The sequence below is a fragment of the Streptomyces sp. SID13726 genome, assembly GCF_010548375.1.
Lineage (GTDB): Bacteria > Actinomycetota > Actinomycetes > Streptomycetales > Streptomycetaceae > Streptomyces.
This window is the reverse complement of the sequence record NZ_JAAGLY010000001.1, coordinates 550,494-575,700: the sequence shown is the minus strand read 5'-3', so window position 1 is coordinate 575,700 and position 25,207 is coordinate 550,494. Positions and strand designations below refer to the sequence as shown.

Genomic DNA, 25,207 nt, shown 5'->3' with positions numbered 1-25,207 from the left:
CCGGGGCACTATCGGTGAGGAGCCGCACGGGTGAGTCAGCGCAAGGCGGCCGGGGATGTCGGGCGGGCCACCATTCGGGATGTGGCCGCTCGGGCCGGGGTGTCCGTGGCCAGTGTTTCCCGGGTGCTGTCCGGGAACTATCCGGTGTCCGAGGATCTGCGCCGCAAGGTGATGAAGGTCGTGCGCGATCTGGACTACGTCACCAACGCCCATGCCCGGTCACTGGCCGGCGGCGGTACGCCCACCGTGGCCATCCTCATCAACAACATCACCGGTGCCGCCTTCGCCCATGTGGCCAAGGGGGTGGAGGGGGCCGCCACCCTGCGCGGATGGTTGTCGCTGGTGGGGACCACCGGGGACGATCCCGAGCGGGAGCTCGCCCTCGTCAACCTCATGCGGCAGCAGGGGGTGGCGGCGGTCGTGCTGCTCGGCGGTGCCTACGACTACGACGAGTACCAGCTGCGCATGGGCCGCTTCGCCCGGTCCCTGGACGCCGCCGGGTCGCATCTCGTGCTGGTCGGGCGGCCGCCGCTGGAGGGTGACGTGCCGGCCACCACCGTCGACTACGACAACGAGGGCGGGGCCTACGCCATGGCCAGCCATCTGCTGTCGGCCGGGCACCGCAGGGTGCTCGTGCTGCCCGGGCACGCCGAACTCACCACCGCCCAGGGGCGCTTGAAGGGGGCCCGACGAGCCTTCGAGGCGTACGGCGTGCCGTTCGAGGCGGGGATGGTGCGGCACGGGGCCTACGACTACGAGCACGGGTACGAGGCCGTCGAGGGCTCGCTGCGGGACGGGCTCGAGTTCACCGCCGTCCTCGCCGGGACCGACGTCGTCGCGGCCGGTGCCATGCAGGCGCTGCGGGCCGCGGGGCTGCGGGTGCCCGAGGACGTCTCGATCGTCGGGTACGACGACATTCCGCTCGCGTCTCAGCTGACCCCCCAGCTCACCACCGTCCATGTGCCCTACGAGGAGATGGGACGGGTCGCCCTGCGGGCCGTCGCCGACCGGCGTGAGGGCGGCGGGGCGCGGCGGCGCGGGAGCGACGGGGACCATCTGGTGCTGGGCACCCATGTCGTCGTACGGCACTCCGTGCGGCCGCCCACGCAACCCCGCTAGCGGGCAGATCGGCCGAGAGTTCAGATCTTCGTTTCGTAAACGGTTTCCGCGGTTCGGAGGGGTGGGGCCAGTGCCTCCGGCCGTTCCTTCGTCCGTCCTGCCCAGACGCCTCTGAGCTGGTGATACGTCAGCTCTCGTGCAGGGCTGCGGCCTGCACTTCGGGCTAACCCCGCGGACAAATCGGCGTAACAAATTGCCGACTACCTCTTGCTAACCGGCGGACCGTCGGCCTACCGTCCCAGCAACCGGTTACTACAGCTTCCGCTGGGCCGACCCCCCGCAACCGCGCGCCGACGAGACTCCCGGCCGCCGTTTCCGGCCGACACCGAGCCGCCGATCCCCTCTCTCCTCTCCGAGACGCCCTACTTCCCGAAGGAACACGGTCAGATGAACTTCAGCAGCCCCCGGAGAAGGTTCGCCCGCGCCGCCGTTGCGGGACTCGCGCTGTCAGGTCTGCTCACCGCGTGCGGCGGGTCCGACTCCGGCGGCTCGCAGTCGTCGGGGCCGGTCACCCTCCCCTTCTGGGGCTGGGCCAACGGCCAGGACGCGGTCGTCAAGGCGTTCAACGCCTCGCACAAGGACATCCAGCTGAAGTACACGAAGGTCACCGACCAGCTGACCATGCAGAAGCAGCTGACCAACGCGGTGAAGGCGGGCAACGCGCCCTGTCTGGTGCAGAACACCGCCGAGTACGTGACCAGCTGGGTCGCGCAGGGCGCGCTCGCCGACATCACGCAGTACGTCGAGGGCGAGAAGGGCAAGTTCAACACCGGGTCGTGGGCGAGCGCGCAGGTGCAGGGGAAGTCGTACGGCGTGCCGACCAGTTCGTCGCCGAACTTCACCATCTACCGCACCGACATCTTCAAGAAGTACGGCATCGAGGCGCCGACGACCTGGGACGAGTTCATCGCCGCGGGCAAGGTGCTGAAGAAGCACGGCATCAAGATCACCAACTACGCCGGTGAGGACCCGAGCACGCTGGAAGTGCTGGCCATGCAGGCCGGGGCGCACTGGTACGCGATCGACGGCAACTCCTGGAAGGTGGACTTCCAGGACGCGGGCACGCTGAAGGCCGCCAAGGTCATTCAGGAGATCATCGACAACGATCTCAACTCCAAGCTGTCCTTCGCCGACTACGCGGCCGTGCAGCGCAACTACGACAACGGCGGGACCGCCACCCGGCAGATCTCGACCTGGCAGATGGCCGGCATGGTGCAGAACTTCACCAAGTCCTTCGGGGACTGGGGGCTTTCGCCCTGGCCGACGTTCGCCGGTGAGGCCGCCAAGACTCCGGCCGGTACCAATCTGACCGGCAGCGTGACGCTGGTGACCAAGGGCTGCAAGAGCCAGAAGCAGGCCGCCGAGGCCGCGTTGTGGATGTCCACCAACACCGGCGCGGTGAAGACGATGGCGAGCCCGACCACCGGCAACGGCGTGATGCCCGCGCTGGCCGACAGCGACTCGTATGTGCCGGAGGCGGTCTCCGAGAAGCTGCTCGGCTCCAACTACCAGGCGGGGCAGCAGATCGTGAAGGACAGCCTGAAGACCGTCACCACCGACTGGACCTTCGGGCCCGACTGGACCGCCATGTTCACCGAGATGCAGGCCGGCTGGGCCAAGGTGGTCAGCAAGGAGCAGACGGTGACCGACCTGCTGGCGCACATGCAGGAGTGGACGGTCAACGACCTGAAATCCCGCGGCATCAGCGTCAAGGGCTAGGGCTGGGGCTGGAGCTAGAGGCTTAAGGGCTGCTACTGATGATTCGCTCACTGCGCTGGAAGGGTGCCGCCTTCACGGTGCCCTTCCAGCTCGGCTTCGTCTTCCTGTACCTGCTGCCGATCGGGTACGCCGTCTACCAGTCGCTCTACCGGTCGCAGTCCTCGGGGCTGGGGCTCGGCGGGACCACCGACGAGTTCGCCGGGCTCGACAACTACCAACAGGGGCTGACCGACTCGGCGTTCATGGGGTCCGTGCTGCGGGTCGTGCTCTTCGCCTGTGCGCAGATCCCGATCATGCTGCTGGTCAGTCTGGTGCTGGCCCTCCTCCTGGACGCGCTGTCCTCGAAGGTGGCCGGGCGGTTCCGGATCCTGCTGCTGGTGCCGTACATGATCCCGGGTGTGGTCGCCGCGATCGTGTGGCTCAACCTGTACAGCCCGGACGTCGGTCCGCTGACCCCGCTCGGCAACGTCTTCGGGTTCTCCTGGAACTTCTTCGCGCCCTCGATGGTCTGGCCGTCCATCGGCAACCTGCTGACCTGGCACGGCATCGGCTACAACATGGTCATCATCTACTCGGCGCTCCAGGGCGTGCCGCGCGAGCTGTTCGAGGCCGCGCGGCTCGACGGGGCCACGGAGTGGCGGATCGCGACCAGTATCAAGATCCCGTTCGTGCGGGGGGCGTTGGTGCTCACCGGGATGCTCTCGGTCATCCAGATGCTCCAGATCTTCAACGAGCCCGCGCTGTTCAGGAACGTCACCCCGCAGACGGTCAGTGACTCCTTCACCCCGATCATGATCATCTACAACCAGGCGTTCAACGCCGGCAACTACCACTACGCGGCGGCCCTCTCGGTGCTGCTCGCCCTGATCCTCGGCGTCGCCTCCTTCCTGTTCTACCGGTTCACCTCGAAGGAGACCGACTGATGACCCTCACCGAGGCACCCACGAAGAGCACGCACGTCCGGCGGCTCAACAAGCCTGATCCGGCGGCCCGTTCACGCGGCGGGCAGCGGTTCCTGCTCGTGGGGCTGTCCCTTGCGAGCGTCTACAGCCTCTTCCCGGTGTGGTGGCTGATCGTCGCCGCCACCAAGGACCGCACCGGGCTGTACCAGTCCAACGGGCTGTGGTTCTCCGGCTGGCACCTGTGGGACAACCTGCATCAGCTGTTCACCTACGAGGACGGCATCTTCCTGCGCTGGACGGCGAACTCGTTCCTGTACGCCGGTGTCGGCTCCCTCGGCGGCACGCTGCTGGCGCTGGCGACCGGGTACGGTCTCGCCCGCTTCGAATTCCCGGGCCGCAACCTGGTGTTCGCGTGCGTGGTCGGTTCCTTCCTGATCCCGATCGCGCTGCTCACGCTGCCGCTGTATCTGCTGTTCTCCGAGATCGGCCTCGTCGACACGCCCTGGGCGATGCTGATCCCCTGTCTGATCAACCCCTTCAGCGTGTACCTCGCCAAGGTGTACACCGAGGCCACGATCCCCTTCGAGCTGCTGGAGGCGGCCCGGATCGACGGGGCCGGTGAGCTCAGGATCTTCTTCAGCATCGTGCTGCGGATGATGACCACCGGCGGTGCGACGGTCTTCCTGCTGGCCTTCGTGAACACCTGGAACGCCTTCTTCCTGCCGCTGACCGTGCTGCGCGGCGAGAACAACTGGACGCTCAACATCGGCCTCTACAACTGGTCCGGAAAGCGCCTGGAGTCCGGCGTCGACCTCACCAGCCTGGTGCTGACCGGTGCCCTGCTGTCCATCGTCCCGATGGCGATCATGATGGTCGCGATGCGCCGCTACTGGCGTTCCGGAGTCACCCTGGGAGCCCTCAAGTGACCCTGCTGCACAACCCGGTGATCCGCGGCTTCGCCCCCGACCCGTCGATGGTCCGCGTCGGCGACCGGTACTACGTGGCGACCAGCTCCTTCGAGTGGTTCCCGACGATCCCCCTGCACCGCTCGCGCGACCTCGCGCACTGGGAGTACGCGGGTCACGTCGAGGGCGCGGTCCCCGGCAACTCCCTTGCGGGTGTGCCCGATTCGGGCGGCATCTGGGCCCCCTCGCTGAGCTGGGACGGCGAGCGCTTCTGGGTGGTCTACTCGATCGTCCGCTCGGTGGGCACCCCGTACTTCGACACGGACACCTATGTCTGTACGGCCACGGAGGCGTCCGGCGCGTGGACGGCACCGCGGCGGATCGCGAGCCACGGCTTCGACCCCGCGCTCTTCCACGACGAGGGCCGGCTGTGGCTGCTCAACCTCCAGAACGACCATCGCCCGGGCGGCCGGCGCTTCGCCGGGATCGTGCTGACCGAACTGGACCGCGAGACGCTGGCGCCGGTCGGCGACACGCACCTGCTGCTCCAGCACGAACGGCTCGTCGAGGGGCCGAAGTTGGTCCGCAAGGACGGCTGGTACCACCTGGTCCTGGCCGAGGGCGGCACCGGGTTCGAGCACGGTGTACTGATGGCCCGCAGCCGGGAGATCACCGGCCCGTACGAACTCGACGACCGGCCGCTGCTGACGTCCCGGGACGACCCTTCGCTGGAGCTGCAGAAGGCGGGCCACGGCGAACTGGTCCAACTGCCCGACGGCAGCTGGGTGTTGAGCCACCTCACGGCCCGCCCCCTGCACACAGCGGACGGACCGCGCTGCACGCTCGGGCGGGAGACGGCGGTCCAGGCGGTGACATGGGACGCGGAGGGCTGGCCTCGACTGCGACACGGGGGTGCGCATCCGGCGGTCGACGTGGATGTACCAACGGGACCGACAGGACCGGCGGATGAAAAGGACACGCCGGCTGAACCGCTGCGGCGGTCCTCGCATCAACTCCCGCCCACAGAAACCCCGTTGGGCTGGCCCTGGAGCACGCTTCGGGCCGCACCCGATCCCTCCTGGGCGGACACCGCCGTCCGGCCCGGCTGGATCCGGCTGCGGGGGCGGCACGGTCCCGAGTCGCGGTGGGCGCACAGTCTGCTGGCCCAGCGGATCACCGAGCACCGGGCGGAGGCCGAGGTGTCCGTCGAGGCGCGGCCCCGGTCGTTCACGCAGGCCGCGGGTCTGGTGCTCTGGTACCACACCGAGTCGTATCTGGCGCTCGACCTGACCTGGGCGGAGCCGGAGGGTGACGGGCAGCACGGGCAGCAGTGGCGGGGCGGTGGACGGACCGTGCTCAGCCTGGTCGAGCGGGACGAGGGTGAGACCCGGCAGGTCGCTGTGGTGGACGTGGAGGTGGAAAGCGCGGTCACTCTGGGGGTGACCGTGGAGGGGGCGGTGGCTCGTTTCTGGTACGTGGACGGGGTCGGCGCACGCACTCCTGTCGGCCCGGATCTCGACTTCAGCCGGCTCTCCGACGACTACGGGAGCAGGTTGAGGTTCACAGGTGCGATGGCCGGAATCCACGCCGTGGACCTGGTCGACGCAGCGTTCACGGCCGACTTCGGCGGGTTTCGGCTGAGCTGCGGATAGTTGTCGTCACGTTCGAGGTTTCGAAAGCGACGGGGCCACGAAGACCTGCGAAGCCCGACCTCTTCCCGACTCCACCGGGCGAACCTAGGGTAGGAAGCGCTTACTGTTTCGCGCTGACTGTTTCCGCGCTGGTCGAAACTTTCATGGCCCACGGGCGGGCCGGAGAGGTGGTCCCCGATGGTCCGCACGGGAAGTGCGAGCGTGGCGGCCGGTCCGACGCTGGCGGTCGTGGCCCGGGAGGCGGGCGTGTCGGTGCCGACCGCGTCCAAGGTGGTCAACGGGCGGGAGGACGTGGCCCCCGAGACCCGGCGCCGGGTCACCGAGGCGCTGGACCGGCTCGGCTATGTCCGCCGGCCCCGGTTCGACGCGGCGAAGTCGTCGGGGCTCGTCGACCTGGTCGTGCACTCGCTGGAGACCTCCTGGTCGGGGGCGGTGCTGCACGGCGTGGAGGCGGCCGCGCACGACGCGGGTCTGGAGGTGGTCGTCTCGGCGGGCCTGAACCGGAACCGGACCGGGCGCCCGGAGCGCGGCTGGATGGACAAGCTCACCGCGCGCGGCTCCTCCGGCGTGCTGTTCAACCTGGCCGAGCTGACGGCGACGCAGTACGGCTGGCTGGACCAGCACCGCATCCCGTACGTCCTGATCGACCCGGTGCTGGAGCCGCCGCCGGGCGTGGTCTCGGTGGGTGCGGCGAACTGGCAGGGCGGGGTGACGGCGACCGAGCACCTGCTCGCCCTCGGCCATGAGCGCATCGCGGTCGTCGCCGGTCACCAGCGCAGGATGTGCAGCGGGGCGCGGGTGGCGGGCTACCGTTCGGCCCTCGCGGCGGCGGGCATCCGCCAGCGCCCCGAGTACATCCGCCACGCCGGCTTCGACGAGACCGCCGCCCACCGCCGGACGCTGGAACTCCTCGACCTCCCCGAGCCGCCCACGGCGGTCTTCGTCTGCTCCGACCACATGACCCTCGGCGTCTACGAGGCCCTCGCCGAACGGGGTCTGAAGGTCCCGGCCGACCTGAGCGTCGTCGGCTTCGACGACCTCCCCGAGGCCCGCTGGGCGGCCCCGGCCCTCACGACCGTACGCCAGCCGCTCTCCGAAATGTCGGCGACGGCCCTGCGCCTCCTGGTCCGCATGATGGAGGGCGACCGCCCGGAGAGCACCCGGACCGAACTGTCCACCCGGTTGGTGGAACGGGCCAGCACGGCGGCACCGCGCGGCTGAGACGGGTCGAGCGGATCGGCAGGACCTTCTCAGTCCTCCAGCCCCGCCGCCCAGTTGATCCCGCCGAGCAGATGGGCGCGGAAGTCCTGGTCCTCGTACGCCTCGGGGGCGTGGCCGAGAGCCGTGTAGAAGACGCGACCCCGGCCCTGGTCGCGGCACCACACCAGGGGGTGGTCGGGGCCCATGCCGCCGCCGTCGTACGAGGACTCGTCCGCGGAGGCCAACACCCTGACGGAGGCGCGGGGGTTGGTGCGGAAGTCGTACCACTCGTCGGTGAACTGCCAGGCGGCGGGCAGATGGCGGGTCGACGGGTGGTCGTGGTCCTCGACCAGGGCCTTGCCCGGCTGGTACGCCGGGTGCTTGTCGAACCTCGCGCCCAGCAGTTCACCGTAGTACGGCCATGCGTACTCGGTGCAGGCCGCCGCGTGCACGCCGACGAAGCCGCCGCCCGACTCGACGTACGCGGCGAGCCGGGCGCGGCCTGCCGGGGTGAGCACCTCGCCGCTGGTGGAGAGGAAGACGACGGCGGCGTACCGGTCGAGGGGTGCCTCCAGGGCCGCCGGGTCCTCGCTCGCGTCGACCTCGAAGTCCCCGAGGGTGCGTACGGCGGCCACGGCGGCCGGGATGGAGTCGTGGCGGTAGGCGGTGGTGCGGGTGTAGGCGAGGAGTCGGTGCGTCATGGCCACAGCCTCCGGCATGAGGCGCCCGCCCTCCAACTCCCGCGCGACGGCTGTCGGCCGGCGGACAGTCGGAGAGGCCGGCGGATCTCCGGATCGTCCTGAAGTCGTCCAACCGGATGGGCAGTTGCATCGGTTCGCCCCCATACACACCCCACCCGGCACCACAATGCGTACATGACCGACGACTGGCAGCAACAAATCAACGAGCTCCACGAGGAGTTGGTCCGCCGGGACGACCCCGCCGCCTGGGTGCGGGAGGCCGACGCGGTGGAGGCGACGGTGCGGTATCCCCGGATCGCCCTGCGCGGCCCGGTGTTCGGGGTGGCCGCGCAGGATCCGGCGGCGGGGCCCGGCTGGCGGCTGCTGAAGCCCGTGGTGGACGGGATGCCGCAGATCGCCCGGGACGGACTCCAGTCGCATCTGTTCTTCACCGCGAAGGACGACACCGACGACCCGGCCGTACGGCGTGAACTGCTCGCCGCCGTGGCCGTGTTGGAGCGCGAGCCGGTGAACGAGGTGGCGGCCTGCGGGGTGCGCTACCGCGTGGTGCGCGGCGACGAGTTCGCCCGAATGGGCGAGGACGGCCTGGAGCCGCCCCGGCCCACCGACCGGGAGTCGGTGGAGCGGTCCTGGGAGCGGGGGACGGACCGCGAACCCTCGCGGGACGTGGGGTTCGCCCTCGACGCGGAGCAGGTGGAGGGTCCGGCCGCGGGCGCGCTGAAGCTGAGCCTGCGGGACTTCTCCTACCTCGGCAGCCGCTTCCCCTCCGACGTCCGCGCGGACTCCGAGCGGGCGGTCGTCACCCATCCCGAACTGGTGCTGCTGCCCACCGGGTTCGGTGTGGTCGAGCGCATGGAGGACGGCTGGCGGCCCCGCAGCACCCTCGCGGCCACCCCGCACGAGGCGCGCCGCACCCTCTACTCCGGCATGTCCGAGATCTGGGCCATGCTCTACCAGTTCGGCGACGACAAGAAGGCCCGGTACGCGCGGGCCGCCGAGGAGTACCGGGCGCTGGGCCGCGCCGACGAGTTCGAGGTCGAGGGCCATGTCTTCAGGATCTGCCGGGTCGAGCGGGTCCTGCGCACCGGCCCCGAAGGACCGGAGACCCCGCGCCCGTCCGACGTCGACGAGTACGGCCCCATGAAGATGCACCCGACGATGGACGAGAACGGCACGATCGTCCGCGAGTGACCACCGGGGGGGCTGAGCCGGCAAGAGGCGAGGCCGGTAAGAGGCGGGGCCGTCAGGAGGCTGAGCCACTGAGAGGCCGAGTCACCAAGTGGCTGAGCCATTGAAAGGCCGAACCACTGAAAGGCCGAGCACCAGGTGGCTGAGCCACTGAAAGGCTGAGCCACTGAGAGGCCGATTCGCCAAGTGGCTAAGCCACTGAGAGGCCGGGCCACCGGCACGCCCCTCCGGCCCGGTGCCCGTCCGTGTCCGATTCCTTCAAGACCGCGGTCCGCCCCGCCGCCTACGGTGGCCGCATGACTCCACGATTCGACGCCATCGGCATGGTGGCCTCCGACATGGCCGCCTCCGTCGCCTTCTACCGGCGGCTCGGGTTCCCGTTCCCCGAGGGGGCCGAGACCCAGCCGCACGCGGAGGCCGAGCTGCCCGGCGGCATCCGGTTGATGCTCGACACCGAGGAGACGGTCCGTTCCTTCCTCCCCGGCTGGCAGGCCCCGACCGGCGGCAGCCGCACCGGGCTCGCCCTGCGCTGCGACAGCCCGGCCGAGGTCGACGCGGTGTACGAGGAGCTGGTGGGTGAGGGATTCCACGGCGAGCTCAAGCCGTGGAACGCCGACTGGGGCCAGCGGTACGCGTCCCTGCACGACCCCGACGGCAACGGCGTCGACCTGTACGCCCCGCTACCCCGCCCCGAGTAGCCGCCCGAGCGGCAGCCCCGCCAACTCCTTGACGTCCCGGGCCAGATGGGCCTGATCCGCGTACCCGCACCGAGCCGCGGTCTCGCCGTACGGCACCCCGGCCCGCGCCAGTGCGAGAGCCCGCCGCAGCCGCAGGATCCGGGCCAGCGTCTTGGGCCCGTACCCGAACGCGACGAGCGAGCGCCGGTGCAACTGCCGTGCGCCGAGCCCGAGTTCATCGGCGGCCACGGCGACGGGACGGCCGGCGTCGAGGGCGGCGACCAGGGCGCGCAGGGCCGGGTCGGGCGGGGCCGCCCGCTCCAGCGCGATCTCTTCGAGGGCTACGACGGGGTCGGCGGCCCCCGCGACCCGGCCCTGCAGCCGTCGTACCTCCGAAGCCGGCCACAGGTCGGCCAACTCGACGCGGAGATCGCGCAGTTCGTGAGCGGGGACACCGAGCAGCGCGGGTGCGGAACCCGGGTAGAGACGCACGCCCGCCCAGACACCGGGGGCGCCGGGGGCGACGTACGCACGGGTGTCGGGCCCGGCGACGAGCAGTCGTCCGTCGTTCCAGAGCAGGTCCATGCAGCCGTCGGGCAGGACGCGTCCCGCACCGTCACCGTTCCAGACGACGGCACCCGTGAGCCGAGACGCCCGCTCCCTGTACACGACCCCAGGCTACGACGTGCCTCGAAGGGGTGCGGGGTACCGCACGTTCAGCCTCCACCGCCCCGCACCCGGAACTCCTGCGGACTGACCCCGTACCCCCGCTTGAAGGCACTGGACAGGGCGAACGCGCTCCCGTACCCCACGTGCCGGGCGATGGCGCCGATCGTCTCGTCGCCGCCCCGCTGCCGGTCCGCCGCCAGGGCCAGCCGCCAGCCGGTCAGATAGGTCATCACCGGCTCCCCCACCAGTTCGGTGAAGCGCCGGGCGAGGGCCGCCCGGGACACCCCCGCCTTGGCGGCGAGGGACGCCACGGTCCAGGGGTGGGCGGGGTCGTCCTGCACCAGGCGCAGCACCCGTCCCACGACGGGGTCCGCGAGCGCCGCGTACCAGGCCGGGGCCGCCGCCTCGGGCCGGGAGAACCAGGCGCGCAGCGCGGCGATGACGAGGAGGTCGAGGAGCCGGTCCAGGACGACCTCCTGGCCCGGCTCGTCCCGCACGATCTCCTCCGTGAGCAGGGGCGTGAGCGGGCACTCCCAGACGTCGGTGGTGAGCGACAGCAGGGGCGGCAGGGCGTCGAGGAGGCGGTTGCTGATCTCGCCGTCCATGAGGTAGGTCCCGATGAGCATCACCGTCTCGCCGTCGAGCCGGTCGCCCCAGGTGCGGACGCCGAGGTCCATGGAGCCGTTCAGGGCCCGGCCGTCGGGGTAGCGGCACTCGGCGCCGGGGAGGATCAGGGCCTGCGGGGCCGTACCGGGGTCGTCGGCGCAGGTGTAGGGGTCGGGGCCGCGGGCGATGGCGAGGTCGCCGGGGCGCAGCCGGATCCGCTCGCCGGTGTCGGGCACGATCCAGGCGTGGCCGCGGACCATCAGCATCACGGTGAGCGGGGCGCGGTCCTCGATCCGCACCGCCCACGGCGGATCGAAACACGCACGGATCATGAAGGCGCCACGCGCCCGCGGTCCTTCCAGCAGGCCTGCCAGAGCGTCCATACGGCCAGCGTAGACGCGTACGCATGGGAATGAGCCGTTCAGCGATGGTCCCTTGCCGGGCACGGGAGTTGACTCGACCGCATGACGGAGAACACGCGGAACACGACGGTGATGGTGACCGGTGCCTCGGGTCGTACGGGCAGCCGGGTGGCGCGGTCGGCGGAGGCGGCGGGCCTGACGGTACGGGCCGCCTCGCGGGCGCGGGGGTTCGACTGGCAGGACCGTTCGACGTGGGCGGGGGTGTTGCGGGGCGCGGACGCGGCGTATCTCGTCTACCCCTCGGACATCGGCGCCCCGGGGGCCGCCGAGGCGGTCGGGGCGCTCGCGCGGGAGGCGGTGGGGGCCGGCGTACGGCGGCTGGTGCTGCTGTCGTCGCGGGGGCAGGACCGGGCGCGGGACGCGGAGGAGGCGCTGCACGCGTCGGGGGCGGACTGGACGGTCGTACGGGCCACGTGGTTCGCGCAGAACTTCAGTGAGGGGCCGCTGGTGGAGGAGTTGCGGCTGAGTGGGGAGCTGGTGTTCCCGGCGGGTGAGGTGCGGGAGCCGTTCGTGGACGTGCGGGACATCGGGGACGTGGTGGCGACCGCCCTGGCCTCGGGCGACCGCTATGTCGGCGAGACGATCACCGTCTCCGGGCCACGGCTGCTCACGTTCGGCGAGGCGGTGGCGGAGATCGCGAGGGCGACGGGACGGGAGTTGGCGTATCGGTCGGTGTCACCGCGGCAGTACGGCGACACCCTGCTCGGCTTCGGTGTGCCCGCCGAGGAGGTGGACCCCCTGGTGGAGGCGTTCGCTCAACTCCTGGACGGCCGCAACGCCTATCTGTCGGAGGGCGTCCAGCAGGTCCTGGGCCGCGAGGCGCGGGACTTCACGGACTTCGCGAGGGAGGCGGCGGCAGCGGGGACCTGGAAGTCCTGAGTCGGGCGAGTGGACCCACTCACGGACGCGCGGCCGACGACGCATCCCCCTCAGGAGCCCTCCGGGTTTTGAGGGGGATGCGTCGTCTTCGCATGCGTCCGCAACCGCGACGTCACGTCCTCCGGCGGCAGGAACCGCGACCAGCGCTCCGGGAACTCCGAGGGCATGTCGGGGTCGTCGGGGTCGTCGGGGTCGTCGGGCTGTGTGTCACGGACCGCCGCCGCCCGCGCCACGTACTCCGCCACCTGCGCCTCCCGGAGCCGGTCGTTCGCCGCCCGTGCCGCCGCCGTGGCGGCCGCGGGCCACACGCGGTCGATCGCGGCGTTGACGGCGGCCCCCACGAGGACGGCGAACGCGGACACACCGATCCACAGCAGCACCGCGACCGCGGCCGCGAGGGAGCCGTAGATCGTGGCGCCCTCGATGGTGTTCTGGAGGTAGATGCGCAGCAGGAAGCTGCCGAGCACCCACATCGCGAGGGCGACCAGGGCGCCGGGGACGTCCTCGATCCACGGGGAGCGGACCGGGACCGACACGTGGTAGAGCGTGGTCAGGAAGGCGATGGACAGCACCATGACCACGGGCCAGTACAGGACCTGTACGACGGTCGCCGACCACGGCACGATCCGTACGACCGCGTCGGGCCCCGCGACCATCAGCGGCAGCGCGATGGAGCCGATCAGCAGCGCGGCGACGAAGAGCGCGAACGCCACGAGCCGGGTCTTGACGATGCCGCGGACGCCGTCGAGGCCGTACATGACGGTGATGGTGTCGATGAAGACGTTCACCGCGCGCGAGCCGGACCACAGGGCGAAGAGGAAGCCGACGGAGATGACGTCGGGACGGCCGCCCTTCATCACGTCGTCGAGGATCGGCTGCGCGATCTCGCGTACTCCCTTGTCGGACAGGACCGTACGCGCGGCGTCCAGGAGGTTGGCCTCCAGGCTGGTGATGGTGTCCGTGCCGGTCCAGTCGTCGACGTAGCCGAGCAGGCCGATGAGGCTGAGCAGCAGCGGCGGCACGGACAGCAGGGAGAAGAACGCGGCCTCGGCGGCGAGCCCCAGGATGCGGTACTCGATGCACGAGTTGACGGTGTCCTTGAGCAGCAGCCAGGCGGTCCTGCGCTTCGAGACGTTCCGGTAGAGGGCACGCGCCCGGTGGAGACGGCCGGAGGGCCGCTGAGTGGATTCGCTTGCTGGCTGCACGACCTAAAGGTATCCGCCGGGAGAGCATGCACTCATCCCCCGGTGCCGGTACCGGGGCACACCCGTGCGGTGAACGCCCGCGCGCGTGCGGTTCCGCCATACCCGGGAAAACGACCGGCAACTCCGTGGAAATCCCCAGAAAAATCGAACCCTTTTTCTGTCATGAACCCGGTGGCTGAATTTCGAGGCCGCGCGAAGCGGAACGCCGGAGGGCATATGCACCGTCCCTCGGGTGAGTTCCCCGGTGACACCCCGCAGCGGTCCGAACGGGGCATACCGCCAATGACTGGTCGACCAGCAAGAACCCGCCATTGACTGAAACGTGCTTGACCCGTTCATGAGCACCTCGAAACAATTCGGATTGCATTCTCAGGGCCCTGACCAAGGCCCGACCAGGCCGCCCCGTCCCCGCCGCGTGGTCACTCCAGGCACATCCCGAACCGCTCCTCCTCTTCTCGCATTCCTCGCCTCACGGCTCTTCTCTTTCTTCCGGCACACCGGAACCACGGGGGTTCTTCATCATGATTTTCCGTTGTGCGGTGAACAGCGTGCGCTATTACGCCGTATCCATCCCTGGAGAATTTTCATGCCAGTTCCGCCGTATGCGCCGAGGCATGCCGTGCCGCGAATCCCGGGGGTCGACGTGGCACGGGGACTCGCCCTGCTCGGTATGTTCTCCGTCCATGTGTTCGACGCTTTCGACGAGGCCGGATCGCCCACGCCGGCCTGGATGTTCGCGGGCGGCCGGTCCTCTGCCGCCTTCGCCGTGACCGCCGGGATCGGACTGGCGTTCACCACGGGCGGTCCCCGGCCCGCGACCGGGCGGCCCGCGGCCCTCGCGGTGGCGGCCCGGGCCGGGGTCATCGCACTGATCGGCCTGCTGCTCGGCTACGCGTCGCGGGCCGCCGGCCTGGACGTGGACGTGATCCTGGCGTTCTACGCCCTGCTGTTCGTCCTCGCGATTCCCTTGCTGGGCCTCACCCCACGGGCCCTCGCGGCCCTCTCCCTCCTTCTTGCGGTGGCGGCACCGTTCGCCGTCCACGCGCTGCGGGGCGTGCTGCCGGAGCCCGCCTTCGACGGCGACCCGACACTCCAGGACGTGGTCACCGACCCGCTCGGACTGCTGTCGGACCTGCTGGTCCACGGCGACTACCCGGTGCTCGCCTGGACCGCCTACCTGTGCGCCGGACTCGCCCTCGGGCGGCTGGACCTGACGTCACGGAAGATCGCGCCCCGGCTCCTCGGCGGCGGACTGGCGCTGGTGGCCGGGGTCTGGCTGGTGTCGTCGCTGGTGCTGTTCCGGTTCGGCGGGCTGCGGCACCTGTGGCGCGCGGAGTTCCCGGGCGCGTCCCGCGGCGAGGCGCTGTGGGACACCCCGGACGGCGCGACCTGGTGGGCGCTCGTCTCCCGCGCCCCGCACTCCACCACGCCGTTCGACCTGCTCATCACCCTGGGCTCGGCCGCCGCGATCCTGGGCGGCGCCCTGCTGCTGACCCGCGGTGCCCTGTTCGCCAGGGCGCTGACCCCGCTCGCGGCGGCGGGCAGCATGCCGCTGACCCTCTACACCGCCCATGTGCTGCTGCTCGCCACCGGCGCGCTCACGAACTCCCCCGCGCTCCTCTACGCCCTGATGAGCACCGGTGCGCTCCTCTTCGCCCTCGCCTGGCGGCACGTGGGACGCGGGCCGCTCGAAACGGTCGTCGCGGAAACGGCCCGACGGTGTCGCGAGGCCGTAACACCGACCCGGCCCCCGGAACCGGTCGAGAGCCCCGTCCGACTTAGCAAGCACATCGAATAGCCCATAAGGCCAAAAGTGATGATCTAGGAGTTCAAGTGGCGGTAAATCCCGGCGAGATCACGACAGTAGCCACGGTGGACGGCACCGCCCAGGTCCTCGCCGAGGTGCTGGCCGGGGTCGTCAAGACGGAGCAAGTCCCCCTCGACAGCCACTTCTTCGACGACCTGGGCGCGAACTCCCTGGTCATGGCCCAGTTCTGCGCCCGGGTCAGGAAGCGCGACGATCTCCCGTCGGTGTCGATGCGGGACATCTACGGCCACCCCACGATCCGCAGCCTGACGGTGGCGCTCACCGAGTCCGCCGCCGAGGCCCCGGCCCCCGCACGGCCGGCCGAGCCGCCACCGCCGCCGGGCAGCACCGCGCGGTACGTCCTGTGCGGGGTCCTCCAGTTCCTCGTCTTCGCCGCCTACTGCCTCGCCGCGGGCATCGCCACCGCCGAGGGGTACTCCTGGATATCCGGCGGACAGGGCGCGCTCTCCGTCTATCTGCGCTCGCTGGTCTTCGGCGGCGCCCTGTTCCTCGCCATGTGCGTCCTGCCGGTGGTGGCGAAGTGGGTGCTGGTCGGCCGCTGGAAGGAGACCGAGTTCCCGGTCTGGAGCCTGGCCTACGTCCGCTTCTGGACCGTCAAGGCGCTGCTGCACGCCAGCCCGATGCTCCTGTTCACCGGCAACCCGCTCTACGTCCTCTACCTGCGGGCCCTCGGCGCCCGCATCGGCCCCGGCGTGACGATCCTGTCCCGCTCGCTGCCGGTCTGCACCGACCTGCTGACCGTCGGCGCCGGCACCGTCATCCGCAAGGACACCCTGTTCCTCGGCTACCGGACCCGGGCGGGACGGGTCCGCACCGGCCGGATCACCCTGGGCCGGGACGTCTTCGTCGGCGAGAAGACGGTGCTCGACATCGGCACCTCGATGGGCGACGGCGCCCAACTGGGCCACTCCTCCGGGCTGTACGACGACACGGCGATACCCGCGGGCCAGAGCTGGCACGGCTCCCCTGCCCGCCGTACGGACGTCGACCACGTCCGCGTCCCGGCCGCCCGCTGCACCACCCCGCGCCGGTTCGGCTACGCCCTCGCGGCCCTGCTCCAGACGCTCGTGCTGTACGTCCCGCTCGGGATCGGCGGGGTCTACCTGGTGCTGGACCTGGTACCGGCGCTGGACCCGCTCCTTGACCCGAACACCGAGGAACTGGCCTCCACGGCCTTCTACTTCCAGGCGCTGGCCCTGTCGGTCGCCCTCTTCACCGGCTTCCTGGTCCTCGGTCTCGTCGTGGTGACAGTGCTGCCGCGGCTGCTGAACCTGGCCCTGAGGCCGGACCGGGTCTATCCGCTGTACGGCTTCCACTACTCGGTGCAGCGCGCGATCGCCCGCATGACCAACATCAAGTTCTTCAAGTGGCTGTGCGGGGACAGCTCGTACATCGTCCCCTACCTGCGATCCATCGGTTACGACCTCTCGGAGGTGGAGCAGACCGGCTCCAACTTCGGCACCGAGGTGGCCCACGAGACGCCGTACCTGGCCACCGTCGGCAGCGGCACCATGGTCGCCGACGGGCTGTCGATCCTGAACGCCGAGTACTCCGCCACCTCCTTCCGCGTCTCCCGGGTCGCGATCGGTCCGCGCAACTTCCTCGGCAACCACATCGCCTACCCGGTCGGCGGCCGCACCGGCGACAACTGCCTGCTCGCGACCAAGGTGCTGGTGCCGCTCGACGGTGAACTCCGCGAAGGCGTCGGCCTGTTGGGCTCGCCGCCGTTCGAGATCCCGCGCACGGTGGAGCGCGACACTCGCTTCGACCACCTGCGCGAGGGCGACGAGCTGCGCCGCCGGCTGTCCGCGAAGAACCGGTTCAACGCCCGCTCGATGGCCCTGTTCCTGGTCCTGCGCTGGTTCCAGTGGTTCCTGCTGACGCTGCTCGGTTTCGCGGTCGTCGACGTCTACGGCGACCGGGGCGCCCTCGGCGGTCTGCTGATCGGCGGCTATCTGATGGCCGGCCTGCTGCTGACCACCTCCTACTGGGTGCTGGTGGAGCGGGTGATCACCCGGTTCCGGCCGCTGCGGCCGCGGCTGTGCTCCATCTACGACCCGTACTTCTGGTGGCACGAGCGGCTGTGGAAGGTGCCGGACCATCACCTCGTGGTGTTCAACGGCACGCCGTTCAAGAACCTCGTCTGGAAGCTGCTGGGCGTACGCCTGGGCCGCCGGGTCTTCGACGACGGCTGCTCCATCACCGAGCGCACGCTCACCGCGATCGGCAGCGACGCCACGCTCTCCGCGCACTCCAAGGTGCAGCCGCACTCGCAGGAGGACGGCACCTTCAAGTCCGACCACATCACCATCGGCGACGGCTGCACCCTCGGGGCGGCCGTGCTGGTCCACTACGGCGTCTCGATGGGCGACGGGGCCGTGCTCGGCACCGACTCCTTCCTGATGAAGGGCGAGGAGATGCCGCCGGGGTCGCACTGGGGCGGGAATCCGGCGGTGCCGCTACGCCACGCCCGACCTGCCTGAACGAAGAAAAAACAGGGGGAAAGAAAGTCATGGAAACAGTTCCGCACCGGACGCCCGGTCCGGTTCCGGGAACCGCGCAGTACGCGGTCCCGCTGCCCGCCGGGACGCCCACCGATCCCGCCGCGCTGCTCACGGCCCACACCCGGGTCCTCGCCGCACTGCCGGGCGGGACCGAGGGCGCGCACGGCGACGACCTGCGGGTCACCGTCACCGACGGCACCCTGCGGCTGCACTACCGCGCCGACGTCCTGGACGCCGGGGCCGCCGCCCGTATCGCCGGCTACCACGTCACCGCGCTCACCGACCCGGACCGGGCGAGCCTGCTGTCCGAGGACGAACTCCGCTTTCAGCTGGAGGAGTTGGCGGGCCCGGACCGGGAACTCCCGGACCGCCGGGTGCACGAGCTCTTCGAGGAGCGGGTCGAGAAGCACCCGGACGCCGTCGCCGCCGTACAGGGCGAGCGACGCTGGACGTACGCCGAGCTCAACGCGCGGGCCAACCGGCTCGGCCGGGCCCTGCTGGTGCGCGGTCTGCCGCCCGAGGGTGTCGTCGCCGTCGTCATGGAGCGCGGCCTGGACTGGATGGCCGCAGTGCTCGGCGTGCTCAAGGCGGGCGGGGTGTATCTGCCGGTCGAGCCGCACTTCCCGGCCGAGCGGGTCGCGAGGACGCTCCAGCGGGCGCGCTGCCTGCTCGTCCTGACCGAGGAGGGCAGCACCGGCTCGCTCTCCGGTACGACGGCCGAGACGGTCCTGGTGGACGCGGCCTACGCCGAGGGACACGCGGACGACGATCTCGGGATCGCCGTCACCGCGGGTCAACTGGCCTACATCTACTTCACGTCGGGCTCCACCGGTGAGCCCAAGGGCGCGATGTGCGAGCACGCCGGGTTCGTCAACCATGTGCTCGCGAAGATCGAGGACCTGGGGATCGGCGAGGACGACGTGGTCGCGCAGACCGCGCCGCAGTGCTTCGACATCTCCCTGTGGCAGCTGCTCGCCGCGCCGCTGGTCGGCGGGCGGACCCTGGTGATCGGGCAGGAGACGATCCTGGACGTGCCGCGGTTCGTGGACACGGTGGTCGAGGAGCGGGTGAACGTGCTCCAGGTCGTGCCGTCGTATCTGGAGGCGGTGCTGGCCGAGTTGGGGCAGCGGCCGCGTGAACTGGCCGACCTGCGCTGTGTGTCGGTGACCGGGGAGGCGGTGAAGCGGGAGCTGGTGCAGCGCTGGTTCGCCACCGCGCCCGGGATCAGGCTGGCCAACGCCTATGGCCTGACCGAGACTTCGGACGACACCAACCACGAGGTCATGGACCGGGTGCCGGACGGCGACCGGGTGCCGCTCGGGCGGCCGGTGCGCAATGTGCGGGTGTACGTCGTCGACGAGGACCTGGTCCCGGTGCCGCTGGGCGCGCCCGGCGAGATCGTGTTCTCCGGGGTGTGCGTGGGGCGCGGGTACGTCAACGACCCCGAGCGCACGGCGGCCGCCTTCATGGCGGACCCGTACCGGCCCGGCGAGCGGCTCTACCGCAGCGGTGACGTGGGCCGCTGGCGGTCCGACGGGAAGCTGGAGTTCCTCGGCCGCCGGGACACCCAGATCAAGATCCGCGGGTTCCGGGTCGAGATCGGCGAGATCGAGAACGCGCTGCTGCGGGTGGACGGGGTGCGCGACGGGGCCGTCGTGGTCGTACGGGGCACCCAGCTCGCCGCGTTCTGCACCGGGCCCGAGCCGGTCGGCGCGGACACGGTGCGGGAGCGGCTGGCCGTGTCGCTGCCGTCGTACATGGTGCCCGCGGTCGTGCACTGGCGGGAGCGGCTGCCGCTGACCGCCAACGGCAAGACCGACCGCAGGACGCTCACCGCGCTCGCCGAGGACCTCGACACCGGGGCGGGCGAGCCCGTGACGGCGGGCGAGCGGCGGCTGGCGGAGGCGTGGGCCGAGGTGCTGGGCATCGCGGTGGACCGGATCGGCCGGCTCGACCACTTCTTCGACCGCGGCGGCACCTCGCTGTCCGCCGTGCGTCTCGCGATCGCCCTGGACCGCGCGATCACCCTCAAGGACGTCGTGCGCCACCCGGTCCTCGCGGACCTGGCGGGCCTGCTCGACGGGCACAGCTGAAAGGAACCCGAGATGTCCTCCACGAATCTCCTTCCCCACCTGGATCCGGCCCCCGGCAGTCGGCCGGTCCTCGACGCCAAGTCGGGCGGCGACCCGGTGAGTTGGGCGGCCGAGCACCAGGATCCGCTGCGTGCCCTCGTCCAGGAGCACGGCTCCGTCCTGGTGCGGGGCCTGGGCCTCGCCGATCCCACGACCGCCGAGGCGGTGTTCCGGCGGCTGGCCGACGCTCTGATGCCCGACCGGGAGCCCTTCGCACCGCGCCGCCGCTACGCGGACGGGGTGTACTCGTCCACCAAGTGGCCGCCGAACCAGCAGATGTGCATGCACCACGAGATCAGCTACGGCCTGGAGTTCCCCGGCCTGCTGCTGTTCGCGTGTCTCGAGGCGCCCGGGTCGGGGGGCGCGACCGCGCTCGCCGACGCCTCGGCGGTGCTGCGGGACCTGCCCCGCGACCTCGTGTCCCGCTTCGAGCGGGAGGGCTGGCTGCTGACGCGGTCGTACAACGAGGAGATCGGCGCGTCGGTCGCCGAGGCCTTCGGCACGGACGACCGCGCCGCCGTCGAGCGCTACTGCCGCCGGCACGCCATCGAGTTCGCCTGGCAGGAGGACGGTTCGCTGCGCACCCGGCAGCGGCGCGGCGCGGTGCTGCGGCACCCGGACTCCGGTCTGCCCTGCTGGTTCAACCAGATCGCGTTCCTGAGCGAGTGGACCATGGAGCCCGAGGTCCGCGAGTACCTGGTGGACATGTACGGCGCCGACGGGCTGCCCTTCAACACCCGCTTCGGCGACGGCGATCCGATCGACGCGGACGTCGTGCGGGCCATCAACGAGGTGTACGAGGCCCACACCGTGCGCGAGCCCTGGCGGGACGGCGATCTGCTGCTCGTCGACAACATCCGTACGGCGCACAGCCGTGAACCCTTCGAGGGGCCGCGCGAGGTGCTGGCCGCGCTCGGCGACCCGGTACTGCGCACCGACTGCGAGGTGAGTGGCGTATGAGCACCGACGGCATCCCGTCCTTCTCCCTGGTCACCGGCGAACAGGTCCAACAGGCCCTGTACGGCAGGGAACCGGAGATCGGCGAACTGGTCGAGGCGGTCTACCGGCTGCACGGCGCGGGCGACTCGGTGAACCCGCCGTCGTACTTCCTGAAGTTCCCGGACCGTCCGTCGTCCCGGATCATCGCGCTGCCCGCCTCGCTGGGCGGACCGCTCAGGGTCGACGGCCTGAAGTGGGTCTCCAGCTTCCCGGAGAACATCAGGTCCGGGCTGCCGCGGGCCTCCGCGGTGCTGATCCTCAACGACCCGGACACCGGCTATCCGTTCGCGTGCCTGGAGAGTTCGATCATCAGCGCCACGCGCACCGCGTCGTCGGCGGCGCTGGCGGCCGGGAAGCTCAGTGCGGGCCGGGTCCGCCCGGTCCGGGTCGGGTTCGTCGGCACCGGGCTGATCGCCCGCTACATCCACACCCATCTCACCGCCACCGGCTGGGAGTTCGAGGAGACGGGCGTGCACGACCTGTCCGCCGAGAGCGCCGCCGGGTTCCGCGGCTATCTGGAGCGGTCCGGCGCTGCGGGCAAGGCCGTCGTGCACGACACGGCCGAATCCCTCATCCGGTCCAGCGACTTGGTGGTCTTCGCCACGGTCGCCGGCAAGCCGCACGTCCACGATCCGTCGTGGTTCGGCCATCACCCCCTGGTCCTGCATGTCTCCCTGCGCGATCTCGACCCGGAGATCCTGCTCGCGTCCGCCAACTTCGTCGACGACGTGGAGCACTGCCTCAAGGCCGAGACCTCCCCGCATCTGGCCGAACAGCTCACGGGGAGCAGGGACTTCATCGACGGCACGCTCGACGACGTGCTGACCGGACGGGTGACCGTCCCGACGGACCGGACGGTGGTGTTCTCCCCCTTCGGGCTGGGGGTGCTGGACCTCGCCGTCGGCCGGTTCGTCCACGACGAACTGACCCGGCGCGGCGAACTGCACGTCGTCGACGGGTTCTTCAACGAGCTGCGCCGGTACGGCTGAACACGTTTGTGGCGCATGAGGAGGGGGGCGTCATGCCCGTCATATCCGATCCTTCGGAGTTCAACGAGTCAGACCTCTACGTCGACCTGCGGGCGGCGCTGGAACTTCCGCTGTTCCTCAAGTGCGAGGGGTTCAACTTCGCCGGGTCGATCAAGCTGAAGGCGGCCCGCGAGATGGTGGACGCGGCCGAACGCGACGGCACTTTGCGGCCCGGGTCGATCCTGGTCGAGTCGTCGTCGGGGAACCTGGGGGTGGCCCTGAGCATGATCGCGGCGAGCCGGGGCTACCGGTTCCTGTGCGTGACCGACTCGCGGTGCAACCTGCCGACGATCCGCCTGATGGAGGCGCTCGGCACCCGGGTGCACGTGGTCAGGGAGCCGGATCTGCACGACGGCTACCTGGGCGCGCGGCTCAACTACGTGCGGGCGCTGTGCGCCTCGGACGAGCGGTACGTGTGGCTCAACCAGTACAGCAATCAGGGCAACTGGCGCTCGCACTACCGCACCACGGCGCCCGAGATCGCGCGCCGCTTCCCCGACCTGGACGTGCTGTTCGTCGGGGCGGGCACCACGGGCACCCTGATGGGCTGTGCCCGCTGGTTCTGGCAGTGGCGGCGGCCGGTGCGGATCGTCGCCGTGGACAGCGTCGGCTCGGTCACCTTCGGCGGCCCGCCCGGACTCCGGATGATCCCGGGGCTCGGGACCAGCGTGCCGCCCGAGCTGCTCGACAAGTCGTACATCGACGACGTGGTCCTGGTCGAGGAGCCGGACACCCTCCAGGTCTGCCGCCGGCTGGCCGCACGGGGTTTCCTGTTCGGCGGCTCGACGGGCACGGTCGTCAGCGGCGCCCACCAGTGGCTGTCCGCCCACGGCCGCCGCGGCCTCACCGCGGTCGCCATCGCCCCGGACCTCGGCGAGCGCTACCTCGACACGGTGTACCGGTCGGGCTGGCCGCACGGCGTCCCCGAGGCGGACCCGCTGCACGAGCACGAGCACGAACCGGCGGAGGTGATGGCGCGCCTGGCCTGAGGCGGGCTCCCACAACGGCGCCCGGCACACGTCACCGCGTGGGCCGGGCGCCGGGGCGTGCGAGGGCCGGGCGACCGGGCCCGGCGCGTGCCGACCCACGTGGAGAGGGCGGCCGGTGATCGCCACCTTCCGTGGCCGTGTCCGTGAGGTGACCCGGCCCCTGGCCCGGGGTACTTTCGCAGGCATGGCAGGGAGTACGCATACCGTGACCAACCAGCCCCCGGCTCTGACCGGCTACGACGTCTACGGCGCCGACCGCGTCCTGGGCTCGGCCGTCGAGCGGCATCTCGATCCGGAGCTGCTCGACGAGGTGCGCGGGGAGCTGTCGGCGCTCGGACGGGCCTGCGGTTCCGCGCAGGTGCAGGAGTGGGGGGTGCTGGCGAACGAGAACCCGCCCCGGCCGCGCACCCACGACCGCCATGGTCACCGTATCGACGAGGTCGAGTTCCATCCGGCCTGGCACCGGCTGCTCGGCAAGGGCGTCTCGGCGGGGCTGACCGCGGCCTGGGGCCGGCCGGGCGGACACGTGCGGCGGGCGGCGGCCTTCCTGGTGTGGACGCAGGTCGACGCCGGGAACTGCTGTCCGCTGTCGATGACCCACGCCGCCGTCCCGGCCCTGCGCACCGACCCTGACCTGGCCGCCGTGTGGGAGCCCCGGCTGACGTCCATGGTCTACGACCGTGAGCTGCGGCCCGCCCGGCTCAAGGCCGGGGCGCTGTTCGGGATGGGGATGACGGAGAAGCAGGGCGGCAGCGACGTCCGGGCGAACACCACGTCGGCCCGGCCCCTGCCCGACGGCGAGACCTACGAGCTGACCGGCCACAAGTGGTTCTGCTCGGCCCCCATGTCGGACGGCTTCCTGGTCCTCGCGCAGGCGCCGGGCGGGCTGACCTGCTTCCTGGTCCCGCGTGTCCTGGAGGACGGCACCCGCAACACGTTTCTCCTCCAGCGCCTCAAGGACAAGCTCGGCAACCGCTCCAACGCCTCCGCCGAGGTCGAGTTCGACCGCACCTGGGCCCGCCGGGTCGGCGACGAGGGCCGCGGGGTCCGCACGATCATCGACATGGTCGCGGCGACCAGGCTCGACTGCGTCCTGGGCTCGGCGGGCCTGATGCGCCAGGCCGTCGCGCAGGCGATCCACCACTGCGACCACCGGGAGGCCTTCGGCGGCAGGCTGGCCGACAAGCCGCTGATGCGCAACGTCCTGGCCGACCTCGCCCTGGAGTCCGAGGCCGCGACCACGCTCGGACTGCGTCTCGCGGCCGCCTACGACGACGGCGGCGAGGAGGAGCGCGCCTTCCTCCGGCTCGCGGTGCCGACCGCCAAGTACTGGGTCACCAAGCGCTGCGCCCCGCTCACCGTGGAGGCCGCGGAGTGCCTGGGCGGCAACGGCTACGTGGAGGAGTCGGGCCTGCCCCGCCTGGTCCGCGAGTCGCCGCTGAACTCCGTCTGGGAGGGCGCGGGCAACATCCAGGCCCTGGACGTCCTGCGCGTCCTGCGCCGGGAACCCCGCTCGCTGGACGCCTACCTCATGGAGATCGGCAGGTCCCGGGGCGCCGACCACCGGCTGGACGCGGCGACGAAGGACCTCTTCACCGAACTGGCCGACCTGGACGGGATCGAGGCCCGCGCGAGGCGTCTGACCGAGCGCATGGCCCTGGTCCTCCAGGGCTCCCTGCTGGTCCGGCACGCCCCGCCGGAGGTCGCCGACGCCTTCTGCGCCTCCCGCCTGGGCACGGACGGCGGTACGACCTTCGGCACCCTGCCGCCGACCCTGGATCTGGCGACGGTGGTGGACCGGGCCCGCCCGGTGGACTGACCCGTCAGCTGCCGAACCGTCGGAGGCGGGGGTGGTGCTGCGCCGACACGGCACCACCCCCGAC

Annotated in this window: 20 protein-coding genes; 16 read left to right on the top strand and 4 right to left on the bottom strand. The window is 71.0% G+C overall.

Annotated elements, in window-relative coordinates:
- The first annotated feature begins 30 nt into the window (after nucleotides 1-30).
- The 6 genes from G3I78_RS02395 to G3I78_RS02370 all read left to right on the top strand — a co-directional run bounded on the left by G3I78_RS02395 (nucleotide 31) and on the right by G3I78_RS02370 (nucleotide 7,518).
- Nucleotides 31-1,119 carry a LacI family DNA-binding transcriptional regulator gene (locus G3I78_RS02395; protein WP_164421027.1) on the top strand — a complete coding sequence of 363 codons (1,089 nt, stop codon included), beginning with the start codon at nucleotides 31-33 and terminating at the stop codon, nucleotides 1,117-1,119.
- A 387-nt stretch (nucleotides 1,120-1,506) separates the two neighbouring features.
- Nucleotides 1,507-2,838: an extracellular solute-binding protein gene (locus G3I78_RS02390; RefSeq protein ID WP_164421026.1), complete on the top strand. Its 1,332-nt coding sequence runs from the start codon at nucleotides 1,507-1,509 to the stop codon at nucleotides 2,836-2,838.
- A 38-nt stretch (nucleotides 2,839-2,876) separates the two neighbouring features.
- A complete protein-coding gene (locus G3I78_RS02385) occupies nucleotides 2,877-3,761 on the top strand; it encodes a sugar ABC transporter permease (protein ID WP_164421025.1) in 885 nt (294 codons plus the stop codon).
- Nucleotides 3,761-4,666, top strand: coding sequence for a carbohydrate ABC transporter permease (locus G3I78_RS02380; RefSeq protein ID WP_164421024.1), 906 nt, complete (start codon nucleotides 3,761-3,763; stop codon nucleotides 4,664-4,666). Before G3I78_RS02385 ends, G3I78_RS02380 begins: the two co-directional genes overlap by 1 nt.
- The gene (locus G3I78_RS02375; protein WP_164421023.1) at nucleotides 4,663-6,297 is read left to right on the top strand and encodes a family 43 glycosylhydrolase; all 1,635 of its coding nucleotides are present in this window, start codon (nucleotides 4,663-4,665) and stop codon (nucleotides 6,295-6,297) included. The genes G3I78_RS02380 and G3I78_RS02375 overlap by 4 nt, the downstream gene beginning before the upstream one ends.
- A 177-nt stretch (nucleotides 6,298-6,474) precedes the next feature.
- Nucleotides 6,475-7,518: a substrate-binding domain-containing protein gene (locus tag G3I78_RS02370; RefSeq protein WP_164421022.1), complete on the top strand. Its 1,044-nt coding sequence runs from the start codon at nucleotides 6,475-6,477 to the stop codon at nucleotides 7,516-7,518.
- 29 nt (nucleotides 7,519-7,547) lie between these two features.
- Here the strand turns inward: G3I78_RS02370 and G3I78_RS02365 are convergent, their stop codons facing one another.
- Complete coding sequence (locus G3I78_RS02365; RefSeq protein WP_164421021.1) at nucleotides 7,548-8,198, bottom strand: ThuA domain-containing protein; 651 nt, start codon at nucleotides 8,196-8,198, stop codon at nucleotides 7,548-7,550.
- A gap of 174 nt (nucleotides 8,199-8,372) precedes the next feature.
- On the opposite strand from G3I78_RS02365, the gene G3I78_RS02360 reads away from it, so the two are divergent.
- Nucleotides 8,373-9,389 carry a DUF5954 family protein gene (locus tag G3I78_RS02360; protein ID WP_164421020.1) on the top strand — a complete coding sequence of 339 codons (1,017 nt, stop codon included), beginning with the start codon at nucleotides 8,373-8,375 and terminating at the stop codon, nucleotides 9,387-9,389.
- A gap of 293 nt (nucleotides 9,390-9,682) precedes the next feature.
- Nucleotides 9,683-10,084 (top strand): VOC family protein, encoded by a 402-nt coding sequence (locus tag G3I78_RS02355; protein WP_203614074.1) that lies wholly within the window; start codon nucleotides 9,683-9,685, stop codon nucleotides 10,082-10,084.
- On the opposite strand, the gene G3I78_RS02350 is transcribed toward G3I78_RS02355, so the two are convergent.
- Nucleotides 10,067-10,732, bottom strand: coding sequence for a helix-turn-helix domain-containing protein (locus tag G3I78_RS02350; RefSeq protein WP_164421018.1), 666 nt, complete (start codon nucleotides 10,730-10,732; stop codon nucleotides 10,067-10,069). The two genes, G3I78_RS02355 and G3I78_RS02350, sit on opposite strands and share 18 nt — an antisense overlap.
- Nucleotides 10,733-10,779: 47 nt before the next feature.
- Nucleotides 10,780-11,721: an AraC family transcriptional regulator gene (locus G3I78_RS02345; protein ID WP_164421017.1), complete on the bottom strand. Its 942-nt coding sequence runs from the start codon at nucleotides 11,719-11,721 to the stop codon at nucleotides 10,780-10,782.
- A gap of 81 nt (nucleotides 11,722-11,802) precedes the next feature.
- On the opposite strand from G3I78_RS02345, the gene G3I78_RS02340 reads away from it, so the two are divergent.
- Nucleotides 11,803-12,639, top strand: a complete 837-nt coding sequence (locus tag G3I78_RS02340; RefSeq protein WP_164421016.1) for an NmrA family NAD(P)-binding protein — start codon at nucleotides 11,803-11,805, stop codon at nucleotides 12,637-12,639.
- A 50-nt stretch (nucleotides 12,640-12,689) separates the two neighbouring features.
- Here the strand turns inward: G3I78_RS02340 and G3I78_RS02335 are convergent, their stop codons facing one another.
- The gene (locus tag G3I78_RS02335) at nucleotides 12,690-13,844 is read right to left on the bottom strand and encodes a YihY/virulence factor BrkB family protein (RefSeq protein WP_164421015.1); all 1,155 of its coding nucleotides are present in this window, start codon (nucleotides 13,842-13,844) and stop codon (nucleotides 12,690-12,692) included.
- Between the two features lie 586 nt (nucleotides 13,845-14,430).
- On the opposite strand from G3I78_RS02335, the gene G3I78_RS02330 reads away from it, so the two are divergent.
- The 7 genes from G3I78_RS02330 to G3I78_RS02300 all read left to right on the top strand — a co-directional run bounded on the left by G3I78_RS02330 (nucleotide 14,431) and on the right by G3I78_RS02300 (nucleotide 25,143).
- On the top strand, nucleotides 14,431-15,642 hold the full coding sequence (locus G3I78_RS02330) for a heparan-alpha-glucosaminide N-acetyltransferase domain-containing protein (protein ID WP_164421014.1): 1,212 nt from the start codon (nucleotides 14,431-14,433) through the stop codon (nucleotides 15,640-15,642).
- Nucleotides 15,643-15,677: 35 nt separating this feature from the next.
- Entirely contained in the window at nucleotides 15,678-18,155 is a 2,478-nt protein-coding gene (locus tag G3I78_RS02325) for a Pls/PosA family non-ribosomal peptide synthetase (RefSeq protein ID WP_164421013.1), read from the top strand.
- Between the two features lie 29 nt (nucleotides 18,156-18,184).
- A complete protein-coding gene (locus tag G3I78_RS02320; RefSeq protein ID WP_164421012.1) occupies nucleotides 18,185-20,269 on the top strand; it encodes a non-ribosomal peptide synthetase in 2,085 nt (694 codons plus the stop codon).
- Between the two features lie 12 nt (nucleotides 20,270-20,281).
- Complete coding sequence (locus G3I78_RS02315) at nucleotides 20,282-21,268, top strand: TauD/TfdA family dioxygenase (RefSeq protein WP_164421011.1); 987 nt, start codon at nucleotides 20,282-20,284, stop codon at nucleotides 21,266-21,268.
- Nucleotides 21,265-22,296 (top strand): 2,3-diaminopropionate biosynthesis protein SbnB, encoded by a 1,032-nt coding sequence (sbnB, locus tag G3I78_RS02310; RefSeq protein WP_164421010.1) that lies wholly within the window; start codon nucleotides 21,265-21,267, stop codon nucleotides 22,294-22,296. The genes G3I78_RS02315 and sbnB overlap by 4 nt, the downstream gene beginning before the upstream one ends.
- A 32-nt stretch (nucleotides 22,297-22,328) precedes the next feature.
- On the top strand, nucleotides 22,329-23,324 hold the full coding sequence (gene sbnA, locus G3I78_RS02305) for a 2,3-diaminopropionate biosynthesis protein SbnA (protein ID WP_239157576.1): 996 nt from the start codon (nucleotides 22,329-22,331) through the stop codon (nucleotides 23,322-23,324).
- Nucleotides 23,325-23,508: 184 nt separating this feature from the next.
- A complete protein-coding gene (locus tag G3I78_RS02300) occupies nucleotides 23,509-25,143 on the top strand; it encodes an acyl-CoA dehydrogenase family protein (RefSeq protein ID WP_164421009.1) in 1,635 nt (544 codons plus the stop codon).
- Nucleotides 25,144-25,207: the final 64 nt, after the last annotated feature.